Raw genomic sequence first — 20,311 nt, 5'->3', positions numbered from 1 at the left:
CGGGGGTTATTTCCCTCGATCGCACGGCTTTGCGCTGCATCGTCGGGTGCCGGGGGCCGGGCCGTAGACCGGGCCGTCCAACGGACCGGACCGTGCCAGTGGCCGAGCCGCGCGTGAGGGCCGGGCCGTCCCAGGGGCCCGGGCCGGCCGGGTCGCCGCCGCGCCCTCTCCCCTCGCCTACTGCCCCAGGCCGCCGAGGATCGTCTCGAAGTCGGTCACGTCCTGGTCGACGGTGGTGCCGGAGCGTCGGCGGCGGGGCGCGGCCAGGTCGTCCTCCCGGGGGACGAAGCCGGCCACCGACCCGCTCTCGGCGACGACCAGCGCGGCCAGCTCCGAGGCCGCACGGGCGATCCGCCGGCCCAGCTCGTCGCCCTCGCCACCGCCGAAGTCCTCGGTGGCGGCGAACACACCGGTGGGGACGACGACCGCCCGCAGGTAGGTGAACAGCGGCCGCAGCGCGTGGTCCAGGACGAGCTGGTGGCGCGAGGTGCCCGCGGTGGCGGCGACGATCACGGGGACGCCGTTGAGGGCGTCGGTGCCGAGGACGTCGACGAACATCTTGAACAGCCCGGAGTAGCTGGCGGTGAACACCGGCGTCACGGCGACGACCCCGTCCGCGGCGGCCACGAGGTCACGGGCCTGGGAGACCCGGCCCACCGGCATGCCCCCGGTGGTCATGGTGGTGGCCAGGTCCTGGGCGAGCTCGCGCAGCTCGACGACGTCCACGTGCGCGCTCTCACCCCGGGCGGTGATCTGCGTGGTGACCGCGTCGGCGATGCGGTCGGCGAGCAGCCGGGTGGAGGAGGGGGTGGACAGTCCGGCGGTGACGACGACGATGCGACGGGTCATGGCACTCCTCGGGGGTATGGCGTGGGGCAGGTCCCGGGACCGCCGGCGGTCGGCGGTCCCGGCGGGTCAGCTGGCCCGGGCGGCGGCGCGGTCCGCGGCGGACCGGGCCGGGGCGACCAGGTGGTGCGGCGCCTGCGGCCCGTCGGCGACGAGCGAGGCGTGCGTGGGCGGGTCGCTGGGGACGTGCGCCGGGCGACGGGCCTCGAACTCGCGCCGCAGGACCGGGACGACCTCACGGCCCAGGATCTCGACCTGCTCGAGGACGACCTCGAGCGGCAGGCCGGCGTGGTCCATGAGGAAGAGCTGGCGCTGGTAGTCCCCGACGGCGTCGGCGAAGCCGAGGGTGCGCTCGACCACCATCTCCGGCGTGCCGACCGTCAGCGGCGTGGCCCGGGTGAACTCCTCCAGGCTCGGGCCGTGGCCGTAGACGGGCGCGTTGTCGAAGTAGGGCCGGAAGGCGCGCTTGGCCTCCGCCTCGGTCCCGGCCATGAACGCCTGGCCGCCGAGACCCACGACCGCCTGGTCGGCCGAGCCGTGGCCGTAGTGCTCGAACCGACGACGGTAGAGGCCCACCATCTGGGCGGTGTGCTCGATGTTCCAGAAGATGTTGTTGTGGAAGAACCCGTCGCCGTAGTAGGCGGCCTGCTCGGCGATCTCGGTCGAGCGGATCGACCCGTGCCACACGAACGGCGGGGTGCCGTCGAGCGGGCGCGGGGTGGAGGTGAAGCCCTGCAGCGGCGTGCGGAACTTGCCCTGCCAGTCCACGACCTCCTCGCGCCACAGCCGACGCAGCAGGTGGTAGTTCTCCACGGCCAGCGCCAGGCCCTGGCGGATTTCCTTGCCGAACCACGGGTAGACCGGGCCGGTGTTGCCGCGGCCCATCATCAGGTCGACCCGGCCGCCCGAGAGGTGCTGCAGGAAGGCGTAGTCCTCGGCGATGCGCACCGGGTCGGTGGTGGTGATCAGGGTGGTCGCGGTGGAGAGCAGGAGCCGATCGGTCTGCGCGGCGATGTAGGCCAGGTGCGTGGTGGGCGCGGACGGCACGAACGGCGGGTTGTGGTGCTGCCCGGTCGCGAAGACGTCGAGACCGACCTCCTCGGCCTTGAGCGCGATCGCGGTCATCGCCTGGATGCGCTCGTGCTCGCTCGGCGTGCGGCCGGTGGTGGGGTCGGGCGTGACGTCCCCGACGCTGAACAGACCGAACTGCATGGCTCACCTCTCGTTGCTTGATGTGTCAATCATTCTAACGCGAGGCGCGCCGCGCTCATTCCCCCTGGCCGCGCTCACCTCATACCCCTGGCCGGCGCGACGGCATACCCCCGCCTCCTGCCCTGGCACGATGGGGAGGTGACCTCCCGCGCCCCCGCCCGACCCGGCTCGCCCACCTGGGGACGGCGGCTGCTGCCCGTGCTCCTCCTCGTGGCGCTCATGTGGACCGTCGAGGTCGTGGACCTGGTGCTCCCGCTGCCGCTGGACCAGTTCGGGATCCGTCCGCGCGACACCGGGCACGTGGCGGGGATCGTGCTCAGCCCGTTCCTGCACCTGGGCTTCGGGCACCTGATGACCAACACGGTCTCGCTGCTCCTGCTCGGCGGCCTGCTTGCCCTGACCACCCGGCACCTGTGGCTGGTGACCGCCGGCGTCGTGCTGGTCGGCGGCCTGGGGGTGTGGCTGCTGGGCGGTCCGGGCACGGTGCACATCGGGGCGAGCGGGGTGGTCTACGGGTATGCCGCGTTCCTGGCGGTCTACGGGTTCGTCTCCCGCCACCTGTGGCGGGGGCTCGTCGGCGTGCTCGTGGTCGTGCTCTACGGGTCGATGCTGTGGGGCGTGCTGCCGCTGCGCGAGGGGGTCTCCTGGCAGGCGCACCTCTTCGGCGCGCTGGCGGGGGTGGCGCTGGCGGTGTGGCTGGGCCGGCAGGACCGGGCGGCCCTCCGGCGGCGCTGAGCGGACGGGGCTGCGCGACCGGCGGCTCGCAGGACCGGAGCACGCGCGTGCGGACGAGGTCCTCGCCCTACGCCTCCGGCCAGGAGTCGGGCGTGTGCTCGCCCCCGGGCACGACGCGCTCCTCCTCGCCGGCCACCGCGTGCCAGCTGTCCTGCGGGCGGTAGCCCAGCTCCAGCATCGCGTCGGTGAGGTCCCACCGACGGTTGTGGTTGTCGGAGACGGCGTAGTAGATCCCGAACCGGGTCGGCGCCTCGACCGCACGCTGCAGCGCCTGGGCCGCGTCCCCGGGGCTGAGCCACATGGCCCGCACGATGTCCTGGTCGGCCGCCCCGTAGTCGCCGCTGACCCAGCCGATCCGCAGCGCGATCACGTCCAGCCCGTGCTCCTCGTGGTAGAACCGCCCGAGCACCTCGCCGACGACCTTGGACACGCCGTAGAGCGAGTCCGGCCGTGGCGGCTGAGAGTTGTAGACGGGCCACTGCTCGTCCCGGTCGTACATCCCCATCGCGTGGTTGGACGAGGCGAGCACGACCCGGCGCACCCCGGCCAGGCGGGCCGCCTCCAGGACCGTCCTCGTGCCGACGACGTTGAGGTCCAGGACGATCTCCCACGGTGAGTCCGGGGCGGCCGCACCGGCCAGGTGGACGACCGTATCCACCCCGTCGAAGGCCCGCCCGCACGCCTCGAGGTCGCGGACGTCCAGCTCCTGCACGGGCGGGGCGGCGTCGGGGTCCGCGTCGGCGTCGGTGAGCACGAGCTCCCACTCGCCGCGGGTGCGCTCGAGCAGGATCGGCAGGGAGTCGCCGGCGAGGGTGCCGCCGGCGCCGGTGACGAGGACACGGCGAGGGCTCGGAGTCATGGGACCACGGTAGGGGGGTGGCATGCGCTCGTCCGGGACGGGCGGGCGCGGCCCGCCGTGGGACGCCGCTGTCGTGTCACATCGGTCACCGGGACGACCGATGTGACACGACAGCCGGGTACATCTGTGCGGAGCGGCCTCTCCTACCTCAGGTGGCTGGCCCCGTTGAAGTCCAGCACCGCCCCGGAGGCCCAGCGGGACCACGGGTCGGCGAGCGCGACGACCGCGTCGGCGACCTCCTCGGGGGTGGCGACCCGGTCGAACGGGCTCTGGGCCCTGATCGCCGCGCCCTGCTCCCCGGCAAGGGCGTACCCGGCCATCTCGGTCGCGATGAACCCGGGCGCGATCCCGAGCACGGCGATCCCGTGCGGTGCCAGCCGGACCGCCATCGACTGCCCCAGGCTGTGCAGCCCGGCCTTGCTGGCGCCGTAGGCGGGGATGTCCGGCTCGCCCCGGTACGCGCCCCGGCTGCCCACGTCCACGATCCGCCCGGTCGGCAGCCCCTCGCCCGGCGGCACGTCGATCATGTGCCGCGCCACCTGCCAGATCAGGTGGGCCGGCCCGAGCAGGTTCGTCGCCAGGGTGCGCTCCCAGACCGCGACCCAGTCGGGGTATGACGTCTCCTCGAGCGGGTGCGTCCCGCGCCGTCCGCGTCCCTCCTCGGGAGCGACGATCATCGCCGCGTTGTTGACGAGGACGTCGATCCGTCCGAGCAGGCCGACGGCCTCGGTGGCCAGCCGCTCGACGGCGGCCGGGTCGCCCAGGTCGGCCCGCACCAGGCCGTGACCCTCGCCGGGCAGCGAGGCCAGCACCTCCCGGGCCAGGTCCTCGCTGCCGTGGTAGTGGACGACGACCCGGTCGCCGCGGGCGGCGAAGGCCCGGGCGGTGGCCGCGCCCACGCCGCGGGAGGACCCGGTGACCAGCACGCCCCGCGGCGGCGGCCTGTCTCTCTCCACGGAACGGTCCCGGGGAGGCGCGCTCACGGCATACCTCCGCGGTCCAGGAGGTCGGAGCGGCCGAACAGCTTCGCGGTCTCGCTGGCGGTCGGCGTCCCCGTGTCCGGGTCGGCCCCCGCGGCCAGGAGCACGCCGACGACCTCGTCCTCCCCCTTGAACACCGCTCCGGCCAGGGGAGACTGCCCGCGGTCGTTGAGCCGGCCGACGTCGGCCCCCCGCTCGGCCAGCTGCCGCACGAGGTCCGGGTGGCCGTGGTAGGCGGCGAGCATGAGCAGCGTGTTGCCGTCCGGGTCGGTGAGGTCGACCGGGGCGCCGGCGTCGACGTACGCGGTCAGCTGCTCGGTGCGCCCGTTCCGGGCCAGGTCGAACAGGGCGTGCGCGAGGTCGACGGCCTCCGGGGAGGGACCCGAGGACGCGCCTTCCCCCGCCGCTTCCTCCCCCGGCGGACCGTCCCCCGGCGGACCGTCCGGGCCTGGGGGCTGCGCGCTGGGGTCCGTGGGCATGGCTCGCTCCTCGTCGCGGGTCGCCGCAGCCCGTCGGGCAGCGGCCGGCACACCCCAGCGTATCCACCGCCGGGTAGCCTGCCGCGGGTGGACGACCGGACCCAGGACCTGCGGGAGGCGCTGCGCGCGGCGCTGCACGAGGACCCGAGCGTGCGGCAGGAGGCCGCGATCCGGCTGGGCACCCTCGCCGGTCCCGCGACCGCCGGGGAGCTCGTCGCCCTGCTGGTCTCCGAGCCGGACTTCTTCGTGCGGGAGAGCCTGACCTGGGCGGTGGTGCGCCAGTCCGAGGCCGCCCTGCCGCACCTGCTCCGCGCCCTGGAGGGCGGGGCACCCTCCCGGGTCCAGGTGCTGCACGCGCTCAGCAAGATCCAGGACCCCTCGGCGGTCGAGCGGATCCTGCCTCTGGCCGACGACCCGGACCCGGCCGTGGCCGCCAAGGCCTGGTGGGCCCTGGGCCGCACGGGGACGTCCGAGGCCGTGCCCGCTCTCATGGCCCACCTCGGTGACCCGGACGAGGCCCGCCGGCACGAGCTGACCCGGGCCCTGGAGCAGCTGGGCGCGCCGGCCGTGCCCGAGCTGGCGGCCCGCCTGCGCGCCGGCGACCCCGTCCAACGGCGGCACGCGGCCGAGGTGCTCATGGTGGTCGGCGACCCCGACGCCCGGCCCGCGGTGGACGCCCTCGTCCACGCCGTCGAGCACGACGACAAGGAGGTCGCCCTGGTGGCCGTGGAGGCGCTGGCCCGGCTCGAGGTGCCCGAGGTCGACGAGGCCCTCCGGCGGCTGCGCGGCTCCGCGGACCGCTGGCTGGCGATCATCGCCGACTGGTTGCTCTCCGACCGGGCCGAGAGGCGGCAGGGCGGGCCGGGCTGAGGAACGCCGGCCCGACCCACTCACCACCTGATCGACCCGTACCGTTCATCCCGACGTCACCCCGGGGCCGCCCACCCTTCCTAGCGTCCTCGACATGACCACTTCCACCCGCACCCGCGCCCTGCCCGCCACCGTCCGCTCGGCGGTCGTCCTCTCCCTCGCCGGCGGCCTCGCTGCCGCCCCGGCCGTCGCCGGGGTGGTGCCCGAGCCCGTCCGCCACTCGGCACCGGACTCCGCCTTCACCCTCGATCCGGTCGGCAGCTTCGAGACCGGCGTCTTCGACGGGTCCGCCGCCGAGATCGTCGCCTGGTACGCCGCCGGCCAGCGCACCCTGGTCGTCAACGCACAGACCGGCACCGTCGACGTCCTCGACGCCGCCGACCCCACCAGCCCCGTCAAGGTCGCCGAGATCTCCGCCGTCGGTGTCGTCGCCGCCGACGAATCGAGCATCCCGGGGGGCACCGTCGCCAACTCCGTCGCGGTGCGCCCCGACGGGCTCGCGGTCGTGGCCCTGGAGGCACCGCAGAAGACCGACGACGGCTGGCTGCTCGTCGTGGACGTGCGGCGGGAGGAGCCGGTGGTCCTCGGTGCCTACCGCGTGGGTGCGCTGCCCGACATGGTCGCGCTGACCCCCCGCGGGGACCGGGCGCTCGTCGCGAACGAGGGCGAGCCGACGGGCGACTACAGCCTCGACCCCGAGGGCTCGGTGTCGGTGGTCAGGCTGCCGAAGCAGCTGACCGACCGCGGCCGCTCCGCCCAGCACGGGACGGCCGCGATCACGCAGGGTGACGTGGCCACCGCCGACTTCCACGCCTTCGAGGGCGACGCGCTTCCCGCAGGTGTCCGTGTCTTCGGTGGCCGGGAGGACGCCGGCACCGGCACCCCGGCGTCCCCCGTCTCGGAGAACCTGGAGCCGGAGTACGTCACCGTCTCCGACGACGGCCGCACCGCGTGGGTGTCCCTGCAGGAGGCCAACGCCCTGGCCGTCCTCGACGTCCGCGCCGCCACGGTCACCGACCTGCTGCCGCTGGGGACGGTGGACCGGCGGGAGGTCGCCTTCGACCCTTCCGACCGCGACGGCGGGACCAACCTCGACACCTGGCCGGTGCAGGGCCTCCGCCTGCCGGATGCGATCGACTCCTACCGGGTGCGCGGCACCGACTACGTCGTCACCGCGAACGAGGGGGACGCCCGCGACTACGACGCCTACTCCGAGGAGGCGCGCGTCAAGGACCTGGGCCGGGACGGCATACCCCCCGTCTGCGACGCCGTCGCCGAGGAGGCGGGCATGACGGTGGCGGAGCTGCAGGCCGACGAGAACCTCGGTCGCCTCAACATCACCCTCGCCCAGGGCCTCGACGTCGAGGCCGGTTGCTACGCCGAGCTGTTCACCTACGGCACGCGCAGCTTCTCGATCTTCGACGGCGCCGGAACCCTGGTCTTCGACTCCGGCTCCCAGCTCGAGGAGATCGTCGCCGAGGCGGTCCCGGACTTCTTCAACTCCAACCACTCCGAGACCAACCTCGAGGGCCGCTCCGACGACAAGGGACCCGAGCCCGAGGGCGTCGTCCTCGGCGAGGTCGCCGGACGGACCTACGCGTTCATCGGCCTGGAGAGGACCGGCGGCGTCATGGTCTACGACGTCACCGAACCCGCAGAGGCGTCCTTCGTCACCTACGTGAACAACCGGGACTTCTCGGTGTCCGTCGAGGACGCCGACAACGTCGACGTGGCACTGGCCGCCGCCGGTGACCTCGGGGCCGAGGGCCTGGCCTTCGTCCCGGCCTCGGAGTCCCCCACCGGCGCACCTCTGGTCGTCGTGGGCAACGAGGTGTCCGGCACGACCACCTTCTTCGAGGTCACCGACCTGCGCTGAGGTCGGGACCGGGTCGAGCCCGGCGAACGACTGCACGGGTCGTTCGACCCGAGCGCCCGGTCCGGCCGCATGACCCGTCCACTCGTTCGTCCGCCTGTCGGACCCGGCTCGTAGCGTGGGGTCCGTGTACAGCACCGTGGCGATCGGCGGCTACCGCTCCCTGCGCGACGTCCGCCTGCCGTTGGGCCGGCTGACCGTCGTCACGGGGGCCAACGGCTCGGGCAAGTCCAGCGTCTACCGGGCGCTGCGCCTGCTGGCCGACTGCGGCGGCGGGCAGGTCGTCGGGTCGCTGGCCCGCGAGGGCGGGCTCGGCTCGGCCCTGTGGGCCGGTCCGGAGACCCTCGGCGGCGCCCGACGGGGGTATGCCGTGGAGGGCACCGTGCGCAAGGGCCGGATCTCCCTCCTGCTGGGGGTCGGTGGCGACGAGCTGTCCTACCTCGTGGACCTCGGCATCCCGGTGCAGGGCGGGTCGGCCTTCGACCGCGATCCGGAGGTCAAGCGGGAGGCGGTGTGGACCGGGCCGGTGATGCGACCCTCCACCCTGCTGGCCCGCCGCAGGCACCACCGGGTCGAGGTCCGCGACGACGCTGGCAGCTGGGTCCAGGCCCCGGTGAGCGTGCAGGCCTGGTCGAGCATGCTCACCGAGGTCGTCGACCCGGTGGCCGCACCCGAGCTGTGGGCGGTGCGCGAGCAGCTGCGCTCCTGGCGCTTCTACGACGGGTTCCGGGTCGACCTGGGCAGCCCCGCCCGCCAGCCCCAGGTCGGCACCCGCACCTGGGCCCTGGCCGACGACGGCGCCGACCTGGCCGCGGCGCTGCAGACGATCGCCGAGGACGGAAGGTCGGGCCTGGACGAGGCGGTCGCGGACGCCTTCGACGGAGCCCGGCTCGAGGTCGCCGTCCAGGACGGGCTGTTCGACGTCCGGCTGCACCAGCCGGGGATGCTGCGCCCGTTGCGCACGGCCGAGCTGTCGGACGGAACCCTGCGCTACCTGCTGTGGCTCGCGGCCCTGCTCACCCCGGTCCCGCCCCGCCTGATGGCGCTCAACGAGCCGGAGACCAGCCTGCACCCCTCCCTGCTGCCCGCCCTGGCCCGGCTCGTCGCCACCGCGTCCGGGCGCACCCAGGTGGTCGTGGTCACCCACTCCGAGGTCCTCGTCGAGGAGCTGGCCCGGGCCCTGACCGTGGACGGGCAGGACCCGCGCGACCTGGAGCCGGAGCCCGGCGAGGTGCCGCCCCTGCGGCTCGTCGAGCTGGCCAAGGACCTCGGCGAGACGCGGGTGGAGGGACAGGGGGTGCTCACCACGCCACCCTGGGAGTGGGGCAGCCGGTAGGGGAGCCGAGGCTGCCAGGGGAGCCCGGTCTCACCAGGGGCCCCCTCCGCGACCAGGCCCCGGTCGCTACCGGGCAGGCCCGTCGGCCAGGTCCACCGGCCGCAGCTCCGGACGTTTGCCCGTGCGGCCGTCGCCGGAGCTGCGACCGCGCAGCCGACGCCCGACCCAGGGGCCCAGGTGCCCGGAGGCCCACTCCCGGTGCTCCCGGATGGTCTCGACCCGTCCGCGCGGCGGGAGCGGGACGGGCGGGTCGGTCCACCCCTCCTCCTCGACGGGCAGCCCCAGCGTCCAGAGCACCTGGGCCGCGACCCGCTCGTGACCCTGCGAGCTGAGGTGGATGCGGTCCTGCGCGTACATCGCAGGGTCTCGCAGCGCCCGAAGCGTGTAGATGTCCACGACGAACGCCCCGGTCCGCTGACCGATGGCCCACAGCTCGGCGTTGTGCTCGACCAGCCGGGGCGTGATCCGGCTGACGACCGGTATCCAGGACACGTTGGCCGAGGTGAAGAGCAGCACGTCGGCCCCGGTGGACCGCAGCTCCTGCACCGCCCCCTCGAGCCTGGCCATGACCGACGGGATCGAGACCCGCGGGCGCAGCACGTCGTTGCCGCCCGCCGACAGGCTCACCAGGTCCGGCCGCAGCTCCAGCGCCGCCGGCAGCTGCTCGGCCAGCACGGCGTCGATGCGTCGCCCCCGGACCGCCAGGTTGGCGTACCGCAGGTCGACCCCCTCGCGCGCGTTGCGGGCCGCCAGCGTCACGGCCACCCGGTCGGCCCAGCCCACGTGCTCCCCCGGCCGGGTCGGGTCCTCGTCGGCCAGCCCCTCGGTGAAGGAGTCGCCCACGGCGACGAACCTGCGCCAGAAGCGCGGCTGGGGCGGATCGGGACGGACGGGCACGGCGCCAGGGTATGCCGCGCCTCCCCCGCGGAGCGCGACAGCACCCCACCGCGCGCCGCCCGGCCCCCGGTCCCCGGTGACCGCGCGTCTCGGCATACCCCTCGGCGCGCGACCGCACACCCCCTGGGCGCGCGACGGCACACCTCCTCGGCGCGCGACGGCACACCGCTTCGGCTGGGGCCCCGGATCCGCCGATCCTGCGCGGAAGCGCCCCGGGATGCCAGAGTGGGCGGATGAGGATCGCCGTGCCGACAGAGGTCAAGAACAACGAGTACCGCGTGGCCATCACCCCGGTGGGGGTGCACGAGCTGGTGCGCCGGGGTCACGAGGTGCTGGTGCAACGGGGGGCCGGGGAGGGGTCCTCGATCCCCGACGAGGACTACGTCGCCCAGGGGGCCAAGCTGGTCGACGGCGCCGAGGACACCTGGGCCGCCGGGGAGATGGTGCTCAAGGTCAAGGAGCCGGTCGAGCAGGAGTACGACTTCCTGCGCGAGGACCTGACCCTGTTCACCTACCTGCACCTGGCGGCCGACGAGCCGCTGACCCGGCGTCTCCTGGAGGCCCGGACGACCGCGGTCGCCTACGAGACCGTCCAGCTGCCGGACCGCTCGCTGCCGCTGCTCTACCCGATGTCCGAGGTCGCCGGATGCCTGGCACCCCAGGTCGGCGCGCACACCATGATGAAGGTCAACGGCGGGCGCGGGGTGCTCATGGGGGGCATCGGCGGCGTGGCCAACGCCAAGGTCCTGGTGCTCGGCGGTGGCGTCGCCGGGCAGAACGCGGCCAACATCGCGCTCGGCATGGGCGCCGACGTCACCATCCTCGACACCGACCTGGCCAAGCTGCGCACCCTGTTCTGGCGGTTCGACAACCAGGTGCGCCAGCTGGCGTCCAACACGCTGACCATCTCCGAGCTGGTGCCGGACGCCGACATGATCATCGGCACCGTCCTCGTGCCCGGTGCCCGCGCCCCCAAGCTGGTCACCGACGAGATGGTCGCCTCGATGAAGCCCGGCTCGGTCCTGGTCGACGTCGCGATCGACCAGGGCGGCTGCTTCGAGGGGTCCCGGGCCACGACGCACGCGGACCCGACCTTCCCAGTGCACGAGTCGATCTACTACTGCGTGGCCAACATGCCCGGTTCGGTGCCGCACACCTCGACGTGGGCGCTGACGAACGCCACCCTCCCGTATGCCGTGCAGCTGGCCGAGAAGGGGTGGGAGCAGGCGATGCGGGACGACGACGCGCTCGCGCACGGTCTGAACACCCACGCCGGGCAGCTCACGTACCCGGCCGTCGGGGAGGCTTTCGGGATCGACGCGGCGACCACGGCGGAGGTGCTGGCCGGCTGAGCAGGTGGTGGGCCGGCCTGGCAGGCCGTCGGCGGGGCGGGCTCAGCGGTCGGGAGCGTGCCGGCTGCGCGAGCGATCGCCGGTCGAGCCGTCGGCGTCCGGTCCAGCCGTCGGTGTGGCCGGTCGAGCCGGTGGGGCGGGCCGGCTGGGCGAGCGATCGCGGGTCGAGCCGGTGGAGGCGGCCGGTCGAGCGGTCTGGCGGGCCCGCCCGTCGAACTGTCGGCCGGTTCTTGTCGGCGGGCGTTCCCGCGACCTGCGGTTTTACCCATGTCGCGGTTGAGAACCGGCTGATAGTCGGCCCGGGCACGGTTGGCCGCCGTGCGGCGGCAGAGGTCTCGTCCAGTTTGCACGGACCCACGCGACCGCGACCTGCGGAAACGTGGATGCGGTCTGGGCAAACCCGATGACACCCTTGTCGCCCGATGCCGCCGGCGGGCGGACGCACCACCACACCTGCCTGCGATCACGCGGTGGCCTCGAGGTAGCGGCGTGCCACGAGTGCGGCCAGGGCGTCGTGGGTGCCCAGCGGTGCGGTGGCCACGGTGCCGGCGGTGGCCGCCACCCGGTGGGCCCGGTCCAGGAAGTGGCCGGGTGAGAGCAGGTGGGCGGCGACGACGACGTGTCCCGGCTCCGAGCCGTCGTCGGCCAGCCGGGACAGCTCTTCGTCCGGCCGGGGTCCGGGGCCGCTGAGGAAGGCCGTGCCCGTGGCGACGCCGAGCCGTGCGCCCAGAAGACCTGAGACCTGGGCGACCTCCGCCCGGGCCGCGTCGACGCTGGAGCCGGCGCCGACGACGAGGACGGCCCGCAGCCTCGTGGCCGCCGCCCCGGCGCTCTCCCCCGCCCGGGGACTGGCCTCCAGCACGCGGTCCGCCAGGGCCTGGAGCACCTCCTCGGCAGCGCCGAGCGCCGGAGTGACCGACGCCCCGGGCATCGTCACGACGGCCGCGGGGACGTCGTGGCGCACGTGGTAGCCGGACGCCAGGAAGAACGGCACGACGACCGGGTCGGTCAACCCGGTGAGGACCTCCTGCAGGGTCGGCCCGCAGACGTCGACGAACCCGACGGGGGGCGGGGAGGGGAGCCCCAGGAGCGCGCCGGCCCGGGCGGCGCAGTCGCGGACCACGCGTTGGCCCTCCTCGCTGGCCGTGCCGTGCGCCGCCACCACCAGGGGGCGGCGGCCCTCCCCACCGGTGGCGTGCGCGGTTCCCACCAGGGTGCGGCGGCCCTCCCCGCCCGTGGCGTGGCGGGCCGGGACCACGGGTTGCCGGCCCGTCATGGTGCCGCTCCGACGCTGACGCGCTCCTCGCCCGTCGGCGCAGGCCGGGGCGTGCGGGCACGACGGACACCCAGGGTGGCGCGCACGAGCAGCGACACCCACACCGCGGCGACGACGGCCACGACCGCGGGGACGCTGAGCCCCGCCCGCGCCACCCCCAGCCCGGACAGCACCGGGGCGAGGTTGAGCAGCACGATGAGCCCTCCGACCGCCACGCCGAGGACGGCCTGCGGCAGCCTCCCGGCGAGCAGGGCCGCGAAGGGCGCGGCGACCACGCCCCCGACCATAAGGGCGCCCACCGTCCACCAGTCCAGGTCCCGCAGACCCAGACCGACCAGGAACCCCGCGCTGGCCGCGACCGTGACGACGAACTCCGAGGTCGCCACCGACCCGATGACCCGGCGCGGCTCGACGTCCGCGGTGGCCAGCAGGGTGGAGGTGACCACGGGCCCCCAGCCACCGCCCCCGGTCGCGTTGACGAAACCTCCCCCGGCGCCGAGCGGCCCGAGGAACCGGCGCCGCGCCGTCCACCGGGAGAACCGTCCCCGCCGTGGCGACGGCCGCAGCACGAAACGCACGGTGACGACGACCCCGAGCAAGAGCAGCAGCCAGGCCATCACGGGTCTCGCCACGGCGGTGTCCAGACCGGAGAGCACGGTCGCCCCGGCGAACCCGCCGACGGCGCCGGGACCGGCCAGCCGGCGCACGATCCGCCAGTCGACGTTGCCGACCCGCCAGTGGCTGATCCCCGACGAGAGCGTCGTCCCCAGCTGGGCGACGTTCACCGACGCGCTGGCCAGGGCCGGCGCGATGCCGGTCGAGAGCAGCAGCGACGCGGACGTCACGCCGTATCCCATGCCGAGCGACCCGTCCACGAGCTGGGCCGCGACCCCGACGAGCAGGACCAGGACCAGGGTGGTCACGCCACCGCACCGACGGGCAGGGGGCGAGGCACGCCGAGGGCCACCTCGCCCCCCACGTCGACCACGCCGGCCGGCGTGGTCCCGGCAGCCGCCCACGCGTGGGCCAGACGGACCACGTCCCCGACGACCACGACGGCCGGCGACGCGACGCCCACCGCCTCGGCCCGGTCCGCGACGTCGGCGAGGGTGCCCAGGGTCACCCGCTGCTGCGGGGTGCAGCCGCTCTCGACGACCGCGACCGGCATGGCCGGAGAACGGCCGTGCTCCACGAGCAGGGCCGCCGTGCGCCGCAGCGTGGCCACGCCCATGAGGACGACGAGGGTGTGGTCGCCACCGGTGGGCAGCGCAGGCAGCTCGTCGTGGCCGGTGACCACCGTGTAGCCGCGGGCCAGGCCCCGGTGGGTGACCGGGATGCCCGCGGCGGCAGGCACGGCGACCGCCGAGCTGATCCCGGGGACGACCTCGACCTCGACGCCGGCCGCCTCGCAGGCCAGCCGCTCCTCCCCGCCCCGGCCCAGCACGTAGGGGTCCCCACCCTTGAGCCGGACGACCGCTCGACCGGCCCGGGCCTCCCGCACGAGGATCCGGTTGATCTCCTGCTGCGGGACGGGGTGGCTGCCGCTGGTCTTGCCCACGTCGACCACGCGCACGCCCCCGGGGAGGCGCTCGAGCAGACGGCGCGGGACCAGCCGGTCGGTGACCACGACGTCCGCCTGGGCCAGCAGGGCCGCGGCGCGGGTCGTGACGAGCTGCTCGTCACCGGGACCGGCCCCGACGAGGGCCACCCAGCCGGTGCGGCGCGGCCGGCGGGCGCGCAGGTCGACCGACCCGGAGCCCAGGTGCGCCAGGACCGCGTCCCGGGCGGTGACCGAGCGGCGCGGGTCGCCGCCGGCGTGCACGGCGACCTGCAGCGGTCCGTCCTTCGTCGCGACCGTGCCGCGTGCGGGCACCCGGGCGGTGCCCCGCTCCGGGGCCCCGGCGCGGATGCAGAAGATGCGTGCGCCCTCCGCGTCGTGCGCCACCCGGTCGTCGACCCGATCCTGGCCGGTGGCCGTGTGCACCAACCAGGCCCCGGCCAGGTCGCCGGGACCGGCGTAGGGACGGGGCACCCAGCCGACCTGCCGCCGGGCCACCGCCGCGGCCAGGTCGGGGCAGAGCTCGGGCGCGACGACCGTGACCTGGGCCCCGTCCTCGGCCAGGTCGAGCGCCCGGCGCGCCGAGACCGGCCCGCCCCCGACGGCGACGACCCGTCGACCCCTCAGGTCCAGCCCGAGCAGGGTCAGACCGGCGCTCACGGGAGCGACCCCGTGCCGACGATCCCGGCGGCGAGGGTGGTCCCGTCGTGCTCGTCGACGACGAGGAAGGATCCACCCTCGCGGGACACGTCGTAGGGCTCCAGCGGCAGGGCCTCGGCGAGCCGCAGCTCGACCCGCACGAGGTCGTTGAGGCCGGCCCGTTCCACGGGGCCGTGGTCCAGGGTGGCCACGTCGAGGCGGGAGACCAGCCGGGCGACCCGGGCCCGCACGGTGCGGGTGCCGTGCTTGACCAGCACCCGCGCACCGGGCACGAGGGGCGTCTCCGCGAGCCAGCACAGCACGGCGTCCGCGTCCTGCGTCGTTCCCGGGGCCGCGTCGGCGGCGCTGAGGAGGTCGCCGCGCGCGACGTCCAGGGCGTCGGCGAGCCGGAGCGTCACCGACAGGGGTGCTGCCGCCTCGGGCACGCCGCGTCCGCCGACGTCGATCCCCACGACCGTGGTCCGCCGGCCGGACGCGGACACCACGACCTCGTCCCCGACCCGCACCGTGCCCGAGCCCACGTGCCCGGCATACCCCCGGTAGTCCACGAGGGCGGGGTCCACCGCGCCGTGCTGGGGTCGCAGGACCAGCTGCACGGGCATCCGGAACGGCTCCTGCGCCAGGTCCAGAGGCGGCAGGGTCTCCAGGAGCTCGAGGAGGGTGGGGCCGGTGTACCAGCCCGTGCGGGGGGAGCGTTCGACGACGTTGTCCCCCAGCAGCGCCGAGACCGGCACGACGAGCGCGTCGGCGAGGCCGAGCCGGGCGGACAGCTCGGCCACCTCGGCGCAGACCCTGCGGTGCACCGCCTCAGCGTCGTCGACGAGGTCGATCTTGTTCAGCGCCACGACGACGTGCGGGACGCGCAGCAGCCCGACGACCGCCAGGTGGCGGCGGGTCTGCTCGACCACGCCGTGCCGGGCGTCGACGAGCACGACCACCACGTCGGCGGTGCTGGCGCCGGTGACCGTGTTGCGGGTGTACTGCACGTGCCCGGGGCAGTCGGCCAGGATGAACGACCGGGTCGCCGTGGCGAAGTAGCGGTAGGCCACGTCGATGGTGATCCCCTGCTCACGCTCCGCGCGCAGGCCGTCGGTGAGCAGCGCCAGGTCGGCCAGCTCGCCCGTCCACCCGCGGCGCCGGCTGACGGCCTCGACCGCGGCGAGCTGGTCGGCGAGGACGGACCGGGTGTCGTGCAGCAGGCGCCCTACGAGCGTGGACTTGCCGTCGTCCACCGAGCCGGCGGTGGCCAGCCGCAGCAGGGTCGGGGTGGCCGACCGCGCGGCACCGTCCTGGTTCCACGCCGGGTCCGGGACGGGGCCGGAGCCCCGGGTGGAGCCTAGGTTCCGGGTGAGGGTCGACGGCGCGGGCGCGGTCGAGGTCGAGGTCGAGATCCAGGTGCTCATCAGAAGTACCCCTCCTTCTTGCGGTCCTCCATGGCGGCCTCGGAGAGCCGGTCGTCGGCCCGGGTGGCGCCGCGCTCGGTGACGGTGCTGGCGGCCACCTCGGCGAGCACCTCCTGCACGTCCACGGCCTCGGAGAGGACCGCTCCGGTGCACGACATGTCGCCGACGGTGCGGTAGCGCACCCGGCGGCCGGTCGTGACCTCCCCCGGCCGGGGCCGGCTCCACGGCCCGGGCGTGAGCAGCATCCCGTCCCGCTCGAAGACCTCGCGCTCGTGGGCGTAGTAGAGGCTGGGCAGCTCGATCCCCTCCCGCGCCACGTAGCGCCAGACGTCCAGCTCGGTCCAGTTGCTGAGGGGGAAGACGCGCACGTGCTCACCGGGGCGGTGCCGGGTGTTGTAGAGCCGCCACAGCTCGGGGCGCTGGTTGCGCGGGTCCCACTGGCCGAAGTCGTCGCGCAGGCTGACGATCCGCTCCTTGGCGCGGGCCTTGTCCTCGTCGCGACGGCCGCCCCCGAAGACGCCGTCGAAGCGGTGGGCCGCGATCGCCTCCAGCAGCGGGACCGTCTGCAGGGGGTTGCGGGTGCCGTCGGCCCGCTCCCGCAGCCGGCCGTCGTCGAGGTAGTCCTGGACCCGGGCGACCACCAGCTCGACGCCGTACCGCTCCACCGCCCGGTCCCGGAACGCCAGCACCTCGGGGAAGTTGTGTCCGGTGTCCACGTGCAGCACCGGGAAGGGCACCCGGGCCGGCCACAGGGCCTTGGCCGCCAGGTGGAGCATCACCACGGAGTCCTTGCCGCCCGAGAAGAGCAGCACGGGCCGCTCCAGCTCGGCGACCGTCTCCCGGATGATGTGGACCGCCTCGCTCTCCAGGGCGTCCAGCAGGGCGTGCTCGCCCCCGCGCGCCGGCAGCTGGGCCACCGGCGGCAGGGACGCGGGTCGCAGGTCGGGGGTCAGGGTGGTCATGGCGCCTCCCGGGGGGTCGGGGTGGTCGGAGCAGGGGGTATGGCGTGCGCGCCGGCGGGCGCGGTGCCGCGGTCACCGGCGGGAGCGCCGGGATGAAGGCCGCACTCGGTCTTGGCGAAGCCGGCCCAGCGACCGGCCCGAGGATCCTCGCCGGGAGCGACCGGGCGGGTGCACGGCGCGCAGCCGATCGAGGGGTAGCCCTGGGCGAGCAGGGGGTTGGCCGGCAGCAGCTCCCGCTCGGCGTGGTCGAGCACCTGCTCGAGGGTCCACGTCGCCAGGGGGTTGATCTTGACCAGGCCGAAGGCCTCGTCCCAGGTGACGAGGGGGGTGTCCGCCCGCGTGGGGCCCTCCTCCCGGCGCACGCCGGTGATCCAGGCGTCGTAACCCGCCAGGGTGCGCCGCAGCGGACCCACCTTGCGCAGGGCGCAGCACCGGGCGGGGTCGCGGTCGTGCAGGCGCGGACCGAGGTCGGCGTCCTGCTCGGCCACGGTCCGCCCGGGGAGCACGTCGACGACGGTGACGTCGAGCTGGGCGGCGACCCGGTCGCGGGTGGCCAGGGTCTGGGGGAAGTGGTAGCCGGTGTCGAGGAAGAGGACGTCGACCCCGGGCCGGTGCTCGGCGACCAGGTGCGGGAGCACGGCGTCGGCCATCGAGCACGCCACGGCGAGCCGGTCGAACTCCTCGGCCGCCCACTCCAGGACCAGGTCGGCCAGGGCTCGCGGACCCAGGTCGGCCTCCACGGCGGCGAACCGCCGGCCGGCCTCCTCGGCGGTCGCACGCAGGTGCTCGGCCCTGGCGGGGTCGGACTGCGTCGGGTCCGGCGCACCCGGCCGCGCCGCTCCCGTGACCGCTCGCGGCGCGGGCGCGAGGCCCAGGTCGGTGCGGTTCACCGCAGCTCCTCGTCGTCCACGCGGTGCGCCCAGCGGGCGAAGGTCTCCCCCGGGGTGCGCGTCGCGGCATACCTGCGCACGACCCGTTCCACGTAGTCCGGCAGCTCCTCGGCCGAGACCTTCAGCCCGCGGACGGTCCGGCCCAGGCCCGGCTCCTCGAGGTCGACGGAGGCCAGTCCCCCGCCGAGGTGGACCTGGAAGCCCGGCGTCTGCACCCCGGCGCCGGTGGTGATGATCTGGCCCTTCAGCCCGATGTCGGCCGTCTGGATGCGGGCGCAGGAGTTGGGGCAGCCGTTGACGTGCAGGCTGATCGGGCTGTCCAGGAGCGGTTCGACGTCGGCCAGGCGCCGTTCGAGCTCGGCGACGGCGGTGGCGGCCGTCGCCTTGGTCTCCACGATGGCCAGCTTGCAGAACTCGATGCCGGTGCAGGCGATCGTGGAGCGGCGGAACACCGAGGGGGTGGCGGTCAGACCGAGGCGGGCCGCGCCCTCGAGGAGCTCGTCGACCCGGTCGGGGGGGACGTCCAGCACGATGAGCTTCTGGTGCGGGGTCAGCCGGACGCGCCCGGACCCCACGGCCTCGACCAGGTCGGCCAGCCGCTGCAGGGCGCTGCCCGGGAGGCGGCCGACGGTGGGGGCGAGCCCGACGTAGCGCAGCCCGTCCTTCTGGGGGTGCACCCCGACGTGGTCGCCGGGTCCGCTCGGCGCGGCGGGCGCCGGACCGTCGGGCAGCGGGTGGCCGAGGTAGTCCGTCTCCAGGACCTGCCGGAACTTCTCCGGACCCCACTCGGCGAGCAGGAACTTCAGGCGCGCCTTGGTGCGCAGGCGCCGGTAGCCGTGGTCGCGGAAGATCCGGACCACGCCGTGCCAGACCTCGGCGGCCTGGTCGGCCGGGACGAAGGCCCCGAGCCGCTCGGCCAGCCGCGGCGCCGTGGACAGCGCGCCACCGACCCACAGGTCGTAGCCGGGACCGAGCTCGGGGTGGACGACGCCGACGAGGGAGATGTCGTTGATCTCGTGGACGACGTCAAGGCTCGGGTGACCGGTGATGGCGGACTTGAACTTGCGGGGGAGGTTGGCCAGCTCGGGGTCTCCGACGAAACGGGTGACGATCTCGTCGATGACCGGGGTGGGGTCGATGATCTCGTCGGCGGCCACCCCGGCGACCGGGGAGCCGAGGATCACCCGGGGGGTGTCGCCGCACGCCTCGGTCGTGGACAGCCCGACCGCCTCCAGCCGCGCCCAGATCTGCGGCACGTCCTCGACCCGCACCCAGTGCAGCTGGATGTTCTGCCGGTCGGTGATGTCGGCGGTGTCCCGGGCCAGCTCGGTGGACAGCTCGCCGATCACCCGCAGCTGGGCGGTGCTCAGCGCTCCGCCGTCGATGCGGACGCGGAGCATGAAGTAGCGGTCCTCCAGCTCGTGCGGCTCCAGCTGGGCGGTGCGCCCGCCGTCGATGCCGGGGCGCCGCTGGGTGTACAGCCCCCACCAGCGGAACCGGCCGTGCAGGTCGTCGGTCGGGATCGAGTCGAAGCCCTCGTGGGCGTAGATCGTCTCGATGCGCTCGTGGACGTTGAGCCCGTTGTCGGCGGCCTTGAAGACCTCGTTGGCGTTCAGCGGCTCGCGCCCGTCCACCGCCCACTGACCCTGAGGCTGACCCGGGCGCGAGGGACGGACCCGGGCGCCGGTCGGAGGTGAGCCGGCACGGGCGGCGGCGGAAGGAGGTACGACGGGAGGGACGGTGGGGGTGGAGGTGGTCATGGGGCAGCCTTTGCGGTGCGGTCGGGCAGGGGGCGGTCTCGGCCGGAGGAACGGAGGGATCTGGGTCGGAACGGGCCGGAGCGGCGCGGGTCCGACGAGGGCGGAGGACGGGAGCGTCGGGGGGCAGCAGCCAGCAGCCAGCAGCCGGTACCCGGGCGACCCGGGTGAGGTGCAGGCGGCGTCGGTGCGTGCGGCGTCGGTGCGTGCGGCGCGGGACGGCCTTGCCTGACCGAGGAGGTCGGGCGGCCGGCGGGTCAGACGCGCGTCGGCGGGGCGGGGGTCAGCGACACGTGCACATCAGCATGCTGCTGACGCGCAGAAGGTCCAGCTCGGCGCACCGGGTCAGGTGCCAGCCCGTCGACG

General features: G+C 74.9%; 18 protein-coding genes. 5 read left to right on the top strand and 13 right to left on the bottom strand.

Features of this window, described 5'->3' with window-relative positions:
• Nucleotides 1-177 precede the first annotated feature (177 nt).
• Both ACWHYA_RS05500 and ACWHYA_RS05495 read right to left on the bottom strand, forming a co-directional pair.
• Nucleotides 178-849 (bottom strand): FMN reductase, encoded by a 672-nt coding sequence (locus ACWHYA_RS05500; protein ID WP_425943311.1) that lies wholly within the window; start codon nt 847-849, stop codon nt 178-180.
• A 66-nt stretch (nt 850-915) separates the two neighbouring features.
• Nucleotides 916-2,058 carry an LLM class flavin-dependent oxidoreductase gene (locus ACWHYA_RS05495; RefSeq protein ID WP_425943312.1) on the bottom strand — a complete coding sequence of 381 codons (1,143 nt, stop codon included), beginning with the start codon at nt 2,056-2,058 and terminating at the stop codon, nt 916-918.
• A 138-nt stretch (nt 2,059-2,196) separates the two neighbouring features.
• Here ACWHYA_RS05495 and ACWHYA_RS05490 point away from each other — a divergent pair, with 138 nt between their 5' ends.
• Nucleotides 2,197-2,793, top strand: coding sequence for a rhomboid family intramembrane serine protease (locus ACWHYA_RS05490; RefSeq protein WP_425943313.1), 597 nt, complete (start codon nt 2,197-2,199; stop codon nt 2,791-2,793).
• A gap of 67 nt (nt 2,794-2,860) precedes the next feature.
• Here ACWHYA_RS05490 and ACWHYA_RS05485 read toward each other — a convergent pair whose 3' ends face one another.
• From ACWHYA_RS05485 to ACWHYA_RS05475, 3 genes are all read right to left on the bottom strand, one after another.
• A complete protein-coding gene (locus tag ACWHYA_RS05485; protein WP_425943314.1) occupies nt 2,861-3,652 on the bottom strand; it encodes an NAD-dependent epimerase/dehydratase family protein in 792 nt (263 codons plus the stop codon).
• 143 nt (nt 3,653-3,795) lie between these two features.
• Nucleotides 3,796-4,635, bottom strand: coding sequence for an SDR family NAD(P)-dependent oxidoreductase (locus ACWHYA_RS05480; protein ID WP_425943315.1), 840 nt, complete (start codon nt 4,633-4,635; stop codon nt 3,796-3,798).
• Nucleotides 4,632-5,111 (bottom strand): ankyrin repeat domain-containing protein, encoded by a 480-nt coding sequence (locus ACWHYA_RS05475; RefSeq protein WP_425943316.1) that lies wholly within the window; start codon nt 5,109-5,111, stop codon nt 4,632-4,634. The genes ACWHYA_RS05480 and ACWHYA_RS05475 overlap by 4 nt, the downstream gene beginning before the upstream one ends.
• 87 nt (nt 5,112-5,198) lie before the next feature.
• On the opposite strand from ACWHYA_RS05475, the gene ACWHYA_RS05470 reads away from it, so the two are divergent.
• The 3 genes from ACWHYA_RS05470 to ACWHYA_RS05460 all read left to right on the top strand — a co-directional run bounded on the left by ACWHYA_RS05470 (nt 5,199) and on the right by ACWHYA_RS05460 (nt 9,190).
• The gene (locus ACWHYA_RS05470; protein WP_425943317.1) at nt 5,199-5,981 is read left to right on the top strand and encodes a HEAT repeat domain-containing protein; all 783 of its coding nucleotides are present in this window, start codon (nt 5,199-5,201) and stop codon (nt 5,979-5,981) included.
• Nucleotides 5,982-6,075: 94 nt separating this feature from the next.
• Nucleotides 6,076-7,857: a choice-of-anchor I family protein gene (locus ACWHYA_RS05465; protein WP_425943318.1), complete on the top strand. Its 1,782-nt coding sequence runs from the start codon at nt 6,076-6,078 to the stop codon at nt 7,855-7,857.
• A 124-nt stretch (nt 7,858-7,981) separates the two neighbouring features.
• Complete coding sequence (locus tag ACWHYA_RS05460) at nt 7,982-9,190, top strand: AAA family ATPase (RefSeq protein WP_425943319.1); 1,209 nt, start codon at nt 7,982-7,984, stop codon at nt 9,188-9,190.
• Between the two features lie 66 nt (nt 9,191-9,256).
• Here ACWHYA_RS05460 and ACWHYA_RS05455 read toward each other — a convergent pair whose 3' ends face one another.
• A complete protein-coding gene (locus tag ACWHYA_RS05455) occupies nt 9,257-10,087 on the bottom strand; it encodes an SGNH/GDSL hydrolase family protein (RefSeq protein ID WP_425943320.1) in 831 nt (276 codons plus the stop codon).
• 233 nt (nt 10,088-10,320) lie between these two features.
• Between ACWHYA_RS05455 and ald the strand changes: the two genes are divergently transcribed.
• The gene (ald, locus tag ACWHYA_RS05450; protein ID WP_425943321.1) at nt 10,321-11,439 is read left to right on the top strand and encodes an alanine dehydrogenase; all 1,119 of its coding nucleotides are present in this window, start codon (nt 10,321-10,323) and stop codon (nt 11,437-11,439) included.
• A 463-nt stretch (nt 11,440-11,902) separates the two neighbouring features.
• Here ald and ACWHYA_RS05445 read toward each other — a convergent pair whose 3' ends face one another.
• The 7 genes from ACWHYA_RS05445 to ACWHYA_RS05415 all read right to left on the bottom strand — a co-directional run bounded on the left by ACWHYA_RS05445 (nt 11,903) and on the right by ACWHYA_RS05415 (nt 19,948).
• Nucleotides 11,903-12,715, bottom strand: coding sequence for a sirohydrochlorin chelatase (locus ACWHYA_RS05445; RefSeq protein WP_425943322.1), 813 nt, complete (start codon nt 12,713-12,715; stop codon nt 11,903-11,905).
• Nucleotides 12,712-13,638, bottom strand: coding sequence for a sulfite exporter TauE/SafE family protein (locus ACWHYA_RS05440; protein ID WP_425943323.1), 927 nt, complete (start codon nt 13,636-13,638; stop codon nt 12,712-12,714). Before ACWHYA_RS05440 ends, ACWHYA_RS05445 begins: the two co-directional genes overlap by 4 nt.
• Nucleotides 13,635-14,933, bottom strand: a complete 1,299-nt coding sequence (cobA, locus tag ACWHYA_RS05435; protein WP_425943324.1) for a uroporphyrinogen-III C-methyltransferase — start codon at nt 14,931-14,933, stop codon at nt 13,635-13,637. The genes ACWHYA_RS05440 and cobA overlap by 4 nt, the downstream gene beginning before the upstream one ends.
• Nucleotides 14,930-16,336: a sulfate adenylyltransferase subunit 1 gene (locus tag ACWHYA_RS05430; RefSeq protein ID WP_425943325.1), complete on the bottom strand. Its 1,407-nt coding sequence runs from the start codon at nt 16,334-16,336 to the stop codon at nt 14,930-14,932. Before ACWHYA_RS05430 ends, cobA begins: the two co-directional genes overlap by 4 nt.
• Nucleotides 16,336-17,298 carry a sulfate adenylyltransferase subunit CysD gene (cysD, locus tag ACWHYA_RS05425; protein ID WP_425943326.1) on the bottom strand — a complete coding sequence of 321 codons (963 nt, stop codon included), beginning with the start codon at nt 17,296-17,298 and terminating at the stop codon, nt 16,336-16,338. The genes ACWHYA_RS05430 and cysD overlap by 1 nt, the downstream gene beginning before the upstream one ends.
• A complete protein-coding gene (locus ACWHYA_RS05420; RefSeq protein ID WP_425943461.1) occupies nt 17,295-18,080 on the bottom strand; it encodes a phosphoadenylyl-sulfate reductase in 786 nt (261 codons plus the stop codon). The genes cysD and ACWHYA_RS05420 overlap by 4 nt, the downstream gene beginning before the upstream one ends.
• A 104-nt stretch (nt 18,081-18,184) precedes the next feature.
• Nucleotides 18,185-19,948 (bottom strand): nitrite/sulfite reductase, encoded by a 1,764-nt coding sequence (locus tag ACWHYA_RS05415; RefSeq protein ID WP_425943327.1) that lies wholly within the window; start codon nt 19,946-19,948, stop codon nt 18,185-18,187.
• Between the last annotated feature and the right edge of the window lie 363 nt (nt 19,949-20,311).

The sequence above is a fragment of the Ornithinimicrobium carbonis genome, from assembly GCF_977012275.1.
This window is presented reverse-complemented; position numbering and strand designations above follow the sequence as displayed.